This is a genomic window from Schaalia odontolytica, from assembly GCF_009730335.1.
GTDB classification, from domain to species: Bacteria; Actinomycetota; Actinomycetes; order Actinomycetales; family Actinomycetaceae; genus Pauljensenia; species Pauljensenia dentiphila.
Genome location: NZ_CP046315.1, coordinates 1524408 through 1538650 on the forward strand (window position 1 = coordinate 1524408; position 14243 = coordinate 1538650).

The 14243-nt window shown below is 66.4% G+C and carries 12 protein-coding genes and 1 other RNA gene; 8 read left to right on the forward strand and 5 right to left on the reverse strand.

Annotated elements, in window-relative coordinates; translation table 11 throughout:
- Positions 1-4: 4 nt before the first annotated feature.
- Together pheT and pheS are read right to left on the reverse strand one after the other, a co-directional pair.
- Entirely contained in the window at positions 5-2653 is a 2649-nt protein-coding gene (pheT, locus tag FOC40_RS06605) for a phenylalanine--tRNA ligase subunit beta (RefSeq protein WP_039929395.1), read from the reverse strand.
- 1 nt (position 2654) lies between these two features.
- A complete protein-coding gene (pheS, locus tag FOC40_RS06610; protein ID WP_003795395.1) occupies positions 2655-3740 on the reverse strand; it encodes a phenylalanine--tRNA ligase subunit alpha in 1086 nt (361 codons plus the stop codon).
- Positions 3741-3908: 168 nt separating this feature from the next.
- On the opposite strand from pheS, the gene panB reads away from it, so the two are divergent.
- From panB to ppgK, 3 genes are all read left to right on the forward strand, one after another.
- Positions 3909-4769 (forward strand): 3-methyl-2-oxobutanoate hydroxymethyltransferase, encoded by an 861-nt coding sequence (panB, locus tag FOC40_RS06615; protein WP_003795394.1) that lies wholly within the window; start codon positions 3909-3911, stop codon positions 4767-4769.
- Positions 4770-4796: 27 nt separating this feature from the next.
- Positions 4797-5681, forward strand: coding sequence for a type I methionyl aminopeptidase (gene map / locus FOC40_RS06620; RefSeq protein ID WP_196773343.1), 885 nt, complete (start codon positions 4797-4799; stop codon positions 5679-5681).
- 139 nt (positions 5682-5820) lie between these two features.
- Positions 5821-6573 carry a polyphosphate--glucose phosphotransferase gene (ppgK, locus tag FOC40_RS06625; protein ID WP_003795389.1) on the forward strand — a complete coding sequence of 251 codons (753 nt, stop codon included), beginning with the start codon at positions 5821-5823 and terminating at the stop codon, positions 6571-6573.
- Between the two features lie 52 nt (positions 6574-6625).
- On the opposite strand, the gene rnpB is transcribed toward ppgK, so the two are convergent.
- Positions 6626-6989, reverse strand: an RNA gene (gene rnpB, locus FOC40_RS06630) — RNase P RNA component class A.
- 52 nt (positions 6990-7041) lie between these two features.
- On the opposite strand from rnpB, the gene FOC40_RS06635 reads away from it, so the two are divergent.
- Together FOC40_RS06635 and FOC40_RS06640 are read left to right on the forward strand one after the other, a co-directional pair.
- Positions 7042-7854 (forward strand): YaaA family protein, encoded by an 813-nt coding sequence (locus FOC40_RS06635; protein ID WP_003795387.1) that lies wholly within the window; start codon positions 7042-7044, stop codon positions 7852-7854.
- Positions 7855-7933: 79 nt separating this feature from the next.
- Positions 7934-9271, forward strand: a complete 1338-nt coding sequence (locus tag FOC40_RS06640) for an alpha-L-fucosidase (protein WP_003795385.1) — start codon at positions 7934-7936, stop codon at positions 9269-9271.
- Positions 9272-9274: 3 nt separating this feature from the next.
- On the opposite strand, the gene FOC40_RS06645 is transcribed toward FOC40_RS06640, so the two are convergent.
- Together FOC40_RS06645 and FOC40_RS06650 are read right to left on the reverse strand one after the other, a co-directional pair.
- Positions 9275-10018 carry a zinc ribbon domain-containing protein gene (locus FOC40_RS06645; protein WP_003795383.1) on the reverse strand — a complete coding sequence of 248 codons (744 nt, stop codon included), beginning with the start codon at positions 10016-10018 and terminating at the stop codon, positions 9275-9277.
- Positions 10015-10893 carry a Nif3-like dinuclear metal center hexameric protein gene (locus tag FOC40_RS06650; RefSeq protein WP_003795381.1) on the reverse strand — a complete coding sequence of 293 codons (879 nt, stop codon included), beginning with the start codon at positions 10891-10893 and terminating at the stop codon, positions 10015-10017. The genes FOC40_RS06645 and FOC40_RS06650 overlap by 4 nt, the downstream gene beginning before the upstream one ends.
- Positions 10894-10977: 84 nt before the next feature.
- Here FOC40_RS06650 and lipB point away from each other — a divergent pair, with 84 nt between their 5' ends.
- Genes lipB through FOC40_RS06665 form a run of 3 tightly spaced genes read left to right on the forward strand, consistent with a single transcriptional unit; the run spans position 10978 to position 14197 of the window.
- On the forward strand, positions 10978-11655 hold the full coding sequence (lipB, locus tag FOC40_RS06655; RefSeq protein ID WP_003795379.1) for a lipoyl(octanoyl) transferase LipB: 678 nt from the start codon (positions 10978-10980) through the stop codon (positions 11653-11655).
- Positions 11652-12716 (forward strand): lipoyl synthase, encoded by a 1065-nt coding sequence (lipA, locus tag FOC40_RS06660; protein WP_003795375.1) that lies wholly within the window; start codon positions 11652-11654, stop codon positions 12714-12716. Before lipB ends, lipA begins: the two co-directional genes overlap by 4 nt.
- Complete coding sequence (locus tag FOC40_RS06665; protein WP_003795373.1) at positions 12713-14197, forward strand: class I adenylate-forming enzyme family protein; 1485 nt, start codon at positions 12713-12715, stop codon at positions 14195-14197. Before lipA ends, FOC40_RS06665 begins: the two co-directional genes overlap by 4 nt.
- Positions 14198-14243: the final 46 nt, after the last annotated feature.

Here is a 14243-nt window from a genome sequence, read left to right on the forward strand (position 1 = left end):
GACCTTATGCGCGCAACGACGCCCCAAGGACCTTGGCTGCCTTCGCGACGACCTGCTCGCGCACCTGCAACGATTCCTTCGCAGTCAGCGTGTGGTCGGCCGCGCGCAGTCGCAGCGCAAAGGCGAGAGAGCGGTGGCCCTCGGGCACTTGATCGCCCTCATAGATGTCGAACAGCGTCACGGACTCGGCAAGCTGGCCGGCTCCCTGGCGCACGATCTGCTCGACGCGCGACGCGGGAATATCGGAGGGCACGACGAGAGCGATGTCTTCCTTGGCCAGCGGGAACGTCGAGACACCCTTAACCTGGATGGGCGCCTCGCTCATCTGAGAGATCAGTGCATCCATGTCGATCTCGAACGCGCACGAACGGGCAGGCAGGCCGAAAGCGCGGCACGCAGCGGGCGACAGCTCGCCAGCAAGAGCCACATCAACGAGGTCACGGCCAGCGCGCACGAAGACGCGCGCGACGCGGCCGGGGTGGAACGGTGCAACCGCAGCGGGATCCGTCGCCGGAGCAGGCATGGGCGCACCCTTGTGCGCGGGCACCTCATCCATCCAGGCACGGGTCACTTCAACGCGAACGCCGAGACCCGACGCCACGCGACGCACGTACTCGAGGGCGTCGGCCCAGTCGTAAGCGCGGGCGTTCACCAGGACTCCGGCCGGAACAGCCTGACCGGTCAGAACACCGCCAATGTGCCACGGCTGCGCAGGAATACCAGCTTCAAGCGCCGCGATCACCTCGTCGGAGGGACGTTCCTCGGCGCTGGGCAGGTCTGCCGGGACAGTGCCCGCGGGACGGGCAACCTTGGCGACCTCGAAGATTGCGACGTCTGCGTTGGAGCGCGACACGTTACGGCCGGCGACGTCGAGAAGGGTATCGAGCACCGTGGTGCGCAGCCAGGGGGCGTCATCCGCCATCGGGTTGCGCAGGCGCACGGCCTCGCGACGCGGATCGTCGGCGGGAATACCCTGACGATCCCAGGTGTCGGACACGAACGGGTAGGACTCGACCTCAACCAATCCGCCATCGGCCAGCGTAGCGGCGGCCAGACGGCGCGCCTTCTGAGCGACAGTCAGACCGTGGCCAGCCGGAGCAATCGGCATCACGACGGGGATATTGTCGTAGCCGTCGAGACGCGCGACTTCCTCGACCAGGTCTGCCGGGAGCGTGAGATCGGGACGCCACGAGGGAGCCGTCACCGTGAACGCGCCATTGTCGGGGCCTTCGACGACGCAGCCGACGGTGCGCAGTAGCTCGGCGATGCGCTCGGGAGCGTGGGCAACGCCGGTCAGGCGCTCGACCTCGCCGACGGGCAGCGAGATGACGACGGCCTTACCGCGCTGATCCACGTCGGTGACGCCGGCATCGACGGTGCCTCCGCCGTATTCTAGGAGGAGCTCGACCGCACGCTGGGCAGCCACCGCAGGAAGCTGCGGGTCCGTGCCGCGCTCGAAGCGCTTCGCGGCCTCGGAGTGCAGCTTGTGCCGGCGCGAGCTGCGGGCGACGGACACCGAATCGAAGTGTGCTGCCTCGAACAGCACGTCGGTCGTACCTTCGCCCACCTCGGAGTACGCACCGCCCATGACACCGGCGATGCCGATGATGCGCGAGCCCTCTCCCTCGGGCGAGTCAGTGATGAGCAGATCCTGGGGGTCGAGCTCGCGCTTTTCCTCGTCCAGGGTCACAAGCGTCTCGCCCGCGCGGGCACGGCGCACGACGATCGGGGCGGCCAGGGCACCCAGGTCGTAGGCGTGCATCGGCTGACCGAGGTCAAGCATGACGTAGTTCGTGATGTCGACGGCCAAAGATACCGAGCGCATGCCCGCGGCCTCGAGCCGCTCGACCATCCAGCGCGGAGTCGGAGCGTTGGGGTTCGTGCCGCGCACGATACGCGCAACAAAACGGTCCACTCCGACGCGGCCACGGATCGGCGCGTCATCGGAGAAGACGACCGGGAAACCGTCGGAGTTTGCCGTCGGCGGCTCAGCCGCGATGACGCCGGGCAGGCCGGGGTCGCGGAAGGAAGCGCCCGTCGAGTGCGAGTACTCGCGAGCAATGCCGCGCATCGAGAAGCAGTAGCCGCGGTCCGGGGTTACGTTGATCTCGAGGACCTCTTCACCCAGGCCGAGCCACGTCACGATGTCAGTTCCAACCGCGGGAATCTCGCGGTCAGGGAAGTATTTCGGCAGCACGATGATGCCGTCATGGTCCTCCCCCAGTCCGAGTTCGCGCGCGGAACAGATCATGCCGTCAGAGACGTGACCGTAGGTCTTGCGCGCGGCGATCTGGAAATCTCCGGGCAGGATCGCGCCCGGCAGCGACACGACAACGAGGTCATCAACGTCGAAGTTGTGGGCACCGCAAATGATGCCGCGGCTCGGCAGATCGGAAGGCTCCTTACCGGTGCCGGGAGCATCGTTGTACTCGCCAACATCCACGCGGCAGTAGTTCACGATCTTGCCGTTCGAAGCGGTCTCCTCCACGCGGGTCAGGACACGACCCACGACGAGTGGGCCGGTGACGCGCGCCGGGTGGATCTCTTCTTCTTCCAGGCCAACCTTCACGAGGGCGGCGGCAAGCGCCTGCGCATCCGTCCCCTCAGGAACGTCAACGTGGTCGGACAGCCAGCTCAGCGGAACCATAGGCATGTCAGTTACCCCTTCCATTCACTCCGAACTGCTGGGAGAAGCGAACGTCTCCCTCAACGATGTCATGCATGTCGGCAATGCCGTGGCGCAGCATCAGCGTGCGCTCGATACCCATGCCGAAGGCGAAGCCCGAGTAGACCTCGGGGTCGACGCCGTTAGCGCGCAACACGTTCGGGTTGACCATGCCGCAGCCGCCCCACTCGATCCAGCCGGGGCCGCCCTTCTTCTGCGGGAACCAGAGATCCATCTCGGCGCTGGGCTCCGTGAAGGGGAAGTACGAGGGACGCAGACGGGTCTTCGCCTCAGGACCGAACATGGCCTTGGCAAAGTGGTCGAGAACGCCCTTCAGGTGAGCCATCGTCAGGCCCTTATCGATGGCGAGGCCCTCCACCTGGTGGAACACCGGCGTGTGGGTCGCGTCGAGCGCATCGGAGCGGAAGACCTTGCCGGGGCAGGCAACGTAGAGCGGCACGCCACGCGACAGCATCGCGTGCGACTGAACCGGAGAGGTGTGCGTGCGCATCACCAGGTGAGCACCGTCCTCGGTCTCGGCGCCGACGCTGCGGCCATCGATGTAGAGCGTGTCCTGCATCTGGCGAGCGGGGTGATCGATGTCGAAGTTCAGGGAGTCGAAGTTGAACCACTCGTGCTCGATCTCCGGCCCCTCGGCAATATCCCAACCCATCGCCACGAAGAAGTCCGCCACCTCTTCCATCAGGGTCTCAAGGGGATGACGTGCACCCGCCGGGCGACGCGTGGTCGGCAGCGTCACGTCGACGGACTCCTCGACCAGCATACGAGCCTCATGCTCAGCAGCAAGAACGGCCTTGCGCTCCTCAAGCGCTTCGGTCAGCACCTTGCGCGCCTGTCCGAGGTTCTTACCAGCGAGACCGCGCTGCGCGGGTTCCAGCGAGCCGATCGTACGATTCGCGGTCACGAGCGGAGCCTGATCACCAAGGAGCGCCGCACGGACGGCCTTCAGGGCATCAAGCGAATCCGCGGCTTCAATATCGGCGAGGCCGGCCTCGCGAACGGCGTTAACGGCTGCCTCGTCAAGAGGATCAAGGTCAGGGGCATTGCCAGCCATGTCCTGCTTCCTTCTTCTTTCCAACTGGGGTCATTACTGCGCGCATCACGCGCACCGACCACCATCCTACCCGTTCGCCTCTCCTCACAGCTCATCGGATCCACGGGCGCGCTACCCTGTAAGACGTGAATGCGCTCTCGCGCTCCAACAGCTCACCGAAGGATATCCGTGTCCCACATTACGCAACCGGCGGGCGGGGCCCCGGCCTCGTCGCAGACGCCAACCCTCTTTTCTGCTCAGCGCGTGCGCATCCAGCACATCGAGCGTGCCAAGGCAGAGGGCATTCCCCTCACGATGCTCACCGCCTACGACGCTCTCACCGCTCCCATTCTCGAGGCTGCGGGCGTGGATATGCTGCTCGTCGGTGATTCGCTCGGCAACGTGATTCTTGGCCACAGCTCGACGCTGCCCGTCACTCTGGAGGACATGGAGCGCGCCACCGCCGCCGTTGCTCGTTCGACTTCGCGCGCCATGATCGTGGCGGATCTGCCTTTTGGCACGTACGAGGACACGGCTGAGCATGCTTTTGCCTCCGCAACGCGTCTCATGAAGGCCGGGGCACACGCGGTGAAGCTTGAGGGCGGGCAGAGCCGCGCCCATATCATTGCGGGCCTCGTCTCGGCAGGCATCCCCGTATGTGCCCACCTGGGCTACACGCCCCAGTCCGAAAACACTCTGGGCGGACCTCGCATGCAGGGCCGTGGAGCCGGCGCCGATGCGCTCCGCCGAGACGCCGAGGCCGTCCAGAAGGCGGGTGCTTTCGCCGTCGTCTTCGAGATGGTACCCGCGTCGATTGCCACCGAACTGACCCAGAGCCTGAGCATCCCGACCATCGGTATCGGCGCAGGTCCGAATACCGACGGCCAGGTGCTCGTCTGGTCCGACATGGCCGGATACTCCGACTGGACGCCGTCGTTCGTTCGCAAGTTCGGTCAGCTCGGACCAGCCCTGCGCGAGGCTGCATCCGACTACGTCAAGGCCGTGCGCGAGCGCTCCTTCCCCGGACCCGACAACTACAAGAACGACTGACGCCACCCGCTGAGAAGAGGAAGACACATGGAAGCATCCGCACTCGCTCACCGCGCCCCTCTGGGCACTCTGAAGCCGGGACGCGTCTCACCGATGCGCGCTGTGCCAGAGCACATCGAGCGCCCCGAGTACATGTTCCACGACGGACCCGAGCGCGTCACCGCCTCGGAGATCAAGAGCCCCGAGACCATCGCGAAGATTCGCGAGGCCGGACGCATCGCGGCGGGCGCCATCGAGGCCGTCGGCGCGGCCATCGCGCCGGGCGTCACCACCGAGGAGCTCGACCGCATCGGCCACGAATTCATCATCGCGCACGACGCCTACCCCTCGTGCCTGGGCTACATGGGCTTCCCCAAGTCCATCTGTACCTCCATCAATGAGGTCATTTGCCACGGCATTCCGGATGACCGTCCACTCGAAGACGGCGACATCATCAACATCGACATCACCGCCTACAAGGACGGCGTGCATGGCGACACCTGCGCGATGTTCGAGGTCGGCGCTGTCGACGAAGAATCCCATCTGCTCATCGAGCGCACGAAGAACGCGATGATGCGCGGCATCAAGGCCGTCGGCCCGGGCCGCGAAATCAACGTCATCGGTCGCGTCATTGAGGCCTACGCGAAGCGTTTCGACTACGGCGTGGTGCGCGACTACACCGGACACGGCGTCGGCGAGGCCTTCCACTCCGGCCTGATCATCCCCCACTACGACGCTGCCCCGGCCTACGACACGGTCATGGAACCCGGCATGGTCTTCACAATCGAGCCGATGCTCACCCTCGGCACGATCGAGTGGGAGCAGTGGGATGACGACTGGACGATCGTCACCGCCGATCGTTCCCGCACGGCCCAGTTCGAGCACACGATCGTCGTCACAGAAGATGGGGCTGAGATTCTCACGCTTCCGTGACGCTCATTCCTAGAGGCCCGCCTTTGACTCTCACAGTCTGGGGCGGGGTTCGCTATTAGTCGTGACATCCCATACAATTCAGGTACGGCGGGCTTCAGGGGCCCACGGACAACAGGATTTCATTACCCGAGGAGGGGTCATGGCTCAGGTCGCATGCGGCATCGATATCGGCGGATCGGGCGTCAAGGGCGCGCTCGTTGATCTGGAAACCGGCGAGTACGTCGGCGATCAGGTTCGAATTCCCACCCCCACCCCCGCGACGCCCGATGCTGTCGCAGCGGTGTGCCGCGAGGTCATTGATCAGCTCGACGTCAAGATCGGCGTTCCGATCGGCGTCACCTTCCCCGCCCCCGTCTTTGACGGCGTCATCCCCTACATGGCGAATCTCGACCAGTCGTGGGTCAACGTCAACGTCGACGAGCTGATGGAGCGCTACCTCGGCCGCGCCGTCGTTGCACTGAACGACGCAGACGCGGCGGGCATTGCCGAGGTCGCCTACGGCGCAGCCAAGGGCCGCGACGGCGTCATCGTGTTCACCACCCAGGGCACCGGTATCGGCTCAGCAATCATCGTTAACGGTACGCTCCTGACCAACACCGAGCTCGGCCACCTCGAGATCGACGGCACCGACGCGGAGAAGAACGCGTCCTCGGGCCAGAAGACCCTCCAGGGCCTGAACTGGGAGCAGTGGGCACAGCGCCTCCAGCGCTACTACAGCCACGTCGAGTTCCTGCTCAATCCCGACCTCTTCGTGGTCGGCGGCGGCGTGTCTGAGAACCACGAGAAGTTCATGCCGCTCCTGGATCTCAAGACCCCGATGATCCCCGCGAAGCTGCTCAACACCGCCGGTATCGTCGGCGCCGCCTACTACGCGGCGCAGCGCAGCGCCTGAACGCTGGCACCCGAACACACAGAAGGACCCCGACGCGCGTCGGGGTCCTTCTGGCATCTGTCGGCCTGTACGCCGGGTTCTGTCGCGCACGCCGTTACCGGTCGTGCGGTGGCGACCATCTATCTAGGACCGTCGTTACCGACGGCCTCCAGCGACCTACCCGCAGGCATCGGACGGGCCGCCCTGCCTGCTGCTCGGTCTTGCTCCGGGTGGGGTTTACCTAGCCGACGCAGTCACCTGCGCCGCTGGTGAGCTCTTACCTCACCTTTTCACCCTTACCGCCGCATACGCGTCGGTGGTTTGTTTTCTGTGGCACTGTCCCGCGGGTTACCCCGGGTGGCTGTTAGCCACCACCCTGCCCTGTGGAGCCCGGACGTTCCTCGAGCGTTTCCGCGCGCGGCCGCCCGGCCGGCAGATCCGCATCGATCATAGCGCGCGTGGCACCACCCCCGCGATAGGGTGGTCACCATGCTGATTTGGTTGCCCCCGTCAGAGGGGAAGAACGCGCCTTCGCAGGGTCCGTCTTTGGACCTCAACGCACTGTCCCGCGCAAGCCTTACGACAAGCCGTCGCACCGTGTGCGACACACTCACAGCCCTGGGAGACGGCCCAGTGGCAGCCGCGGTCCTCAAGGTCGGCGCGCGCATCGACCTCTCCGTCAACACCGCGCTCGATTCTGCCCCCTGTGCCACAGCCTCGTCGCTATTCACCGGAGTGCTGTACGAGGCGATCGAGGAGTGCGCGCCAAGCGCGTGGTCGGGTGCAGGTGCGGCGCACGTGTCGATCTTCTCCGGGCTCTTTGGCGTCCTCTCCCCCAGCGACGTCATTCCGGACCACCGCCTTGCGATGGGCGTGTCCCTGCCCGACCTCGGCGTCCTGTCGACCTGGTGGGCACCGCGACTCGATGAGGCCCTGTCCCCCGAGGCATCGGAGCGTATCATCGTCGACGGCCGATCCGGACCCTATCGCGCCGCGTGCAAAGCACCGTGGGCGCGCGTCTGGGAGCTGCGCGTCGAGCGCGAGACGGACGGCAAGCGCTCGGTCATCTCACACGATGCGAAGCGCTGGCGCGGCGCCATCACCGGCCTGCTGCTGGCCTCTGACGGCTATCTGGCCGAAGAAACCTCGGCAGCGGAGAAGGCCCTGGAGGAGGCTGCGTACTCGCTGTCACTCGGTGACGCGAAAGGACACGAACACCGCGTGACTGACGTGGAATACGGCGCCGAAAAGCAGACGAAGAATGGCGGATCAACACGCACAGTAACGTTGGTCACGCACTGATAGGTAGGCTATCCTTTATCGGGAACCTGCAGGGTGCAGGACCGGCCGAGGCATCGGCCATCAAGCGGAAACCATAGGCATGATCAACGAGGACTACCTGGCCAATATTCGGCCCACCCACCGTCAACTTCAGTGGCAGAGGATGGAGATGTACGCGTTCATCCACTTCGGCATGAACACGATGACGGACCGCGAGTGGGGCCAGGGCCACGAGGATCCCGCCCTGTTCAATCCGGGCAGCGTCGATGTCGATCAGTGGATGCGCGCCCTCGTGAGCGCCGGGATGACCGGCGTAATTCTGACGTGTAAGCACCACGACGGGTTCTGCCTGTGGCCCTCGGCCTACACGAAGCACTCGGTCGGATCCTCGCCATGGAAAGGCGGGCGCGGGGACCTCGTGCGCGAGGTGTCCGAGGCGGCCGCCCGTCACGGCCTCAAGTTCGGCGTTTACCTGTCCCCCTGGGACATGACAGAGCCGACCTACGGCCAGGGCGAGGCCTACAACGACTTCTACATCAACCAGCTTATCGAGCTGCTCACCCACTACGGCCCGGTCTTCTCCGTGTGGCTGGACGGCGCGTGCGGCGAGGGGCCCAACGGCAAGGTGCAGGTCTACGACTGGCAGCGCATCTACGACACGGTCCGCGCGCTGGCACCCGAGGCCGTCATCTCCGTGTGCGGTCCGGATGTGCGTTGGTGCGGCAACGAGGCTGGGTCCGTTCGAGCTAACGAGTGGTCGGTCGTTCCGGCTTCTCTGCGCGAGGCCGAACGCACCGCAGAGAAGTCTCAGAAGGCCGACGACGGCGAGTTTTCCCGTCAGGTGGCCTCCGGCGACGAGGACCTCGGCTCGCGCGAGGCCTTGGCCGACTACTGCGGCCCCCTCGCCTGGTACCCCGCCGAGGTCAACACCTCGACGCGCAAGGGTTGGTTCCACCACGACGCCGAAGACTCCCAGGTGCGTAGCGTCGACGAACTGTTCTCGATCTGGAAGGGCTCGGTCGGCGGTAATGCCACCTTCCTCCTGAACGTTCCCCCGAACCGCGACGGCCTCCTCGCAGACGCCGACGTCGAGGTCCTGGCACGCCTCGGCGAGAAGATCACGGACTTCAGTTCGCGTCGCATCGAGGCGTCCCGCGCGGACGAAGGCGACGCCGTGACCCTGCGCTTTGACGCGCCGCACGCCCTGAGCGCCATCGTCCTTGAGGAGGATATCGCCCAGGGACAGCGCATCGACGAGGCCGTGGTAACCGCGTGCGTCGACGGCGACGGCGAGCAGGAGATCGCTCGCGTGCACTGCGTGGGCTACCGACGCATCGTCACCCTGGAAAAGCCCGTGACCGCCACCCAGGTGCGGGTGACGGTCACGAAGAGCAGGCAGGGCTTCTACCTGGCGGACGCCTACGTTATCGAGGCCTGAGCCTCAGCGCGGCGTGTTCGCCGCCGTACGCACGACGATCTGTGCCGTGTCTTCGGTCAGGTACAGCTCGTCGGCGGGCGTGAGGCGAATGCGCTCGAGCTCCATCGGGCTCAGGTCGGCGGCGACGCCGATGCCGTAGCCATCGCGGACCTCGATAACGGCGAGAGCGCCGTTGCGCCGGCGCGCGTCCTCGTACTCCTCGAGAAGGTCCGCGGGCAGACGATCGGCGAGTTCACGACGTGCAGCGATGACGCAGCGCAGCTCGTCGTCGGAGTCGGCGACGTCGTCCTCGAACTGAGCCTTGAGGGCCTCGATGTCGGCGACGATGGCCTGGGCCTCGGCCTTCATTTGGTCCTGGGCCGCGCGGGCTGCCTCGACGCGTTCCTCGGCCTCCACCTGATCGTCCTCGAGCTTGGCGAGGCGACGGTCCATCTGGGCGATCTCGTGTTCCATGGCCGAAATATCTCGCAGGGGCACCTGGTTGTTGTCGATGCGGCTCTGCTGGCGCTTCCGACGCTCAGTGACCTTTGCGATCTCGTCCTCGATGCGGGTGACCTCGCGCATCGTGTCCGCGATGACGGCGCTCTGGGTGATCGCGGCGCGCTGGAGGTCAGCGACACGGCCGGCGAACTCGCGTACCGTCGCGTGCGCGGGGTGAGAATCGCGCTTGTGGAGCAGAGCCGACTCCTTCTGGTCGAGCTTCTGGAGCTCGAGAAGCTCGAGCTGGTCGGTGTGCGATGCTTTCACGCTAGTTCTCCCTGGGTGACTCGGTGGCTGGTCCATGGCTCGGTGACAATCGTAGAGACTTCCACGCGAAGTTCCACATCGGCGCCGCGAGCGGCCTCGCGAATCTTCCGTGCGAGGACGGGGAGCCACGGGGACTCCGTCGCCCAGTGGGATCCGCACAGCAGCGCGGGAGCTCCGCCCTCGAGGTGCTCGGAGGCGGGGTGATGGCGCAGGTCCGCCGTGAGGTACACGTCAACTCCCGCGGCGCGAGCCGCCTCGAGCGCGCTATCCCCCGCGCCGCCCAGGACAGCGACGCGCTGCACCGTGGCATTCTCGTCGCCGCCGACGAAAAGACCGGAGGGGCCCGCAGGCAGCACGGATGCGACATGGTCTGCGAAGGCCCCGAGCGTGGTCGCATCGACGGTGCCGACGCACCCCAGGCCGATGTCGTGTCCCTCGGCGTCCGTGCCACACGGCTCCAGCGGCGCGGTATCGCGCAGCCCGATCAGGTCGGCGAGCGCCGTCGCGACGCCGTCGCAGGCCACATCCGCGTTGGTGTGTGCGTTGAACAGGGCGATACCGGAGCGGATGAGAGTCGTGACGACGCCGCCCTTCGGATCGGTCACGGGCAGGAAGGAAGCACCGCGCAGGAGAAGGGGGTGATGCGTGATGACCATGTCGAAAGACTGCCCGTCACCGGAGGGACCGGCGACAGCCTGGTCTGCGATGGCCGCGGTGGGATCGAGGGCCAGGAGGATCGACCGCACGTGCGCGGCAGGGTCTCCAACGATAAGGCCGACGCGATCCCAGGACTGCGCCGTAGCCGCCGGGTACCACGACTCCATGAGCGCCATGACGTCACCAACGGTCCAGGTGGAGGCGCAGACTCCGGACATATTCTGATGAGACGAAGACTGCATAGATCAAGCATACCGGACCCCCCTCTGGCAAGGGACCATGCCCGCGACTATGATCACAACGTGCAGATTTTGAGTCTACTCGACCAGGGGTTGGTCGAATACACGCAGGTTGACGCGCTCCAGCGCTCCCTGCACGAGGAGGTCCTCGCCGGCGGCGAGGACACGCTCATCGTTTCTCAATTTACGCCCACGTGGACGGCGGGTCGCCACACGAAACCCGAGGATATTCCCTCCACGACCGTACCCGTAATCCGTACCGATCGAGCGGGCTCCGCCACGTGGCACGGCCCCGGCCAGGTCGTCGTCTACCCCGTCGTTCGCCTGCGCGAGCCCGTCGACCTCGTGCAGTGGATCCGCGCCGTCGAGGCCTCGGTGATCGACACCGTGTGGGAGGTCTGGGACCTGCCCGTCCACCGCGTCGAGGGCCGCGCGGGCGTGTGGCTCACCGAAGAGGGGCGCCGCGACCGCAAGATCTGCGCGATCGGCCTGAAGGTGGCGCGCGGCGCGACCCTGCACGGCATTGCCCTGAACGTCGACATCGACCCGGCCCACGCTTTCGAAGGCATCATCCCTTGCGGCCTGACGGATGCAGACGTGACCTCCCTGTCGTGGGAGGGTGTCCACACGACGGTTTCCGACGCCGCATCCGAACTTCTTCCGCGCATGGTGGAGCACATCTCCCCCTGCCTGGCGACCACCCCCACTTCCGTTTCCTACACGACGAGGTCAACGCTATGAGTACCCTGCCCGATCCCGAAGGACGCAAGCTGCTGCGCATCGAGGTGCGTAACTCGCAAACTCCTATCGAGAAGAAACCCGAGTGGATCCGCACGACCGCCAAGGCCGGCGAGAACTACCAGGACATGCGCTCGCTCTCGCACGCCAAGGGTCTGCACACGGTGTGCGCCGAGGCTGGCTGCCCCAACATCTACGAGTGCTGGCAGGACCGCGAGGCGACCTTCCTGCTCGGCGGTGCGCTGTGCACGCGCCGCTGCGACTTCTGCGACATCGCGACGGGCCGCCCCACCGAGTACGACAAGGACGAGCCGCGTCGTATCGCCGAGTCCGTGCGCGACCTCGACCTGCGCTACGTGACGATCACGGGCGTAACCCGAGACGATCTGCCCGACGGGGCCGCGTGGCTCTACGCCGAGACCTGCCGCCTCATCCACGAGCTCAACCCGGGCACGGGCGTGGAGCTCCTCGTTGATGACTTCCGCGGCCAGGCAGAGTCGATCGACATGGTCATCGAGGCCGGCCCGCAGGTCTTCGCGCACAACCTCGAGACGGTGCCGCGCATCTTCAAGAAGATCCGCCCCGCCTTCAACTACGACCGCTCGCTCGCCATGATCAAGCGCGCCCACGATGGCGGCATGGTCACCAAGTCAAACCTGATTCTGGGCATGGGCGAGACGCGCGAGGAGATCAGCGCCGCCATGCGCGACCTGCATGCGTCGGGCTGTGACCTGCTGACCCTCACGCAGTACCTGCGTCCCTCTCCCCTGCACCACCCGATCGACCGCTGGGTCCACCCCGAGGAGTTCGTCGAGCTGGCAGCGGAGGCCGAGGAACTGGGCTTCGCCGGCGTCATGGCAGGTCCCCTCGTGCGTTCCTCGTACCGCGCGGGCCTGCTGTGGGCTAAGGGCATGCGTGCCCGTGGCTTCGAGATCCCCGAGCAGCTGCGCCACATCGAGAACTCCGGCTCGACGCTGCAGGAGGCCGGCTCCGTCCTGGCGCGCCTGAAGGAGCGCTCGGAGCGTCACGCGGCGATGGCCGCGACGGCCGCCTCGGCCTCGTGATCCCCGACTATTCTCCCGCGCGAGCGCTCCTGACAGCAGCGCGCCGCCACCCGGAGCGGCTGTCCCTGGTGGACGCGGCAACCGGCGAGGAGTGGACCGTACGCGAGGCGGCAAACACCGTCGCCCGCCTCGCCGCCGCTTTCGACACTGCTGGTATCGGCGAGGGAACGCGCATCGCGGTCATCGGGGCAAACTCGCCGTGGCACTACATCGTCCACGTGGCGGCCTCGTGGCTACGCGCGGTGACGGTTCCCCTGTCTCCGCGTATGCCCTCAGGCGCGCTCGCCTCGATGTGCGAGCAGGTGGGCGTCTCGTGGGTGTTTCTCGACGAGGCCTGCGCGCCCCACTCTCCCGCGCTGACCGATGTGGGCGCACAGGTCGCGTCGTTGATGGACCTGGCCGTGTGGGTAGATCACACGGCTCCCATCGAGACGGCTCCCGCGCGCTGCGGGACCGAGCTCGCCGCCATCTTGTTTACGTCGGGATCGACGGGCATTCCTCGCCCCGTTGAACTCACGCACGAGGTCATGTGGTGGGGATCGACGAACTTCCGCGAGGGCTTCGACTACGCGCCGACCTCGTCGGTCGTGGGGGTGTGCGCGCCCGCCAGCCACATCGGAGGCTTCAACGGGACCTCCATGGACGTGTGGACGCACGGCGGCACCCTGGTGACACTCGGCTTCCCGGGTTCCTTCGACGCGCGCGGCGTCATCGACGGGATCGAGCACTACGGGATCACGATGATGTTCGCTGTGCCCGCGATTGTCCGGGCAATCCTCGACGAGCATGAGCGCGGAGACGGTGACCTGTCGTCGTGGGTGCGTCCCCTCGTCGGCGGCGACGCGATGACGGCGGACCTGGCAGAGGCGATGCGCGCGGTCGGCCTGTCCCCCATACACGTGTGGGGCATGACCGAGACCTCCGGGGCGGGAACGGTCGCCACACCCGATTCCTCGGCGCCAGCCGGATCGCTGGGGGTTCCTTTCCCCTACGTGGACCTGCGCGTCATGGCCAGCGACGAGCGCGAAGCCGACGTTGATGAGATGGGCGAGATCTGGGTACGAGGTCCGGGCGTCGTGAGCGGCGAGGAGTGGCTGCGTACAGGCGACCTGGCGACGAGAGACGCGGGCGGCTGGCTGCACATGGTGGGACGCGCCCACCGCATGATCAACACAGCCGGAGAGCTCGTCGCTCCCCCGACGGTCGAACGCGCCCTGCGCACCCTCGACGAGGTATCCGATGCGCTCGTCGTGGGACTGCCGGATGAGCGCTGGGGGCAGATCGTCGCCGCGCTGATCGTCCCTTCTGCGCAGGGCCGGGCCCAGGCCTCGTCGATGAGCGCAGAGGCGCTGTCCGCGGCCCTCAGCGATGCCCTCGCGCCCTGGGAGAAGGTGCGTCGCGTCCTGGTCGTCGACGCGCTCCCGACCACGACGACGGGCAAGCCCGATCCGGTCGCCGCAGCACGCCTCTTCGACGCGTGAGGATATTGGGCCAAGGTGCGCAAGACCTCACAAAGTGCGAGCACCA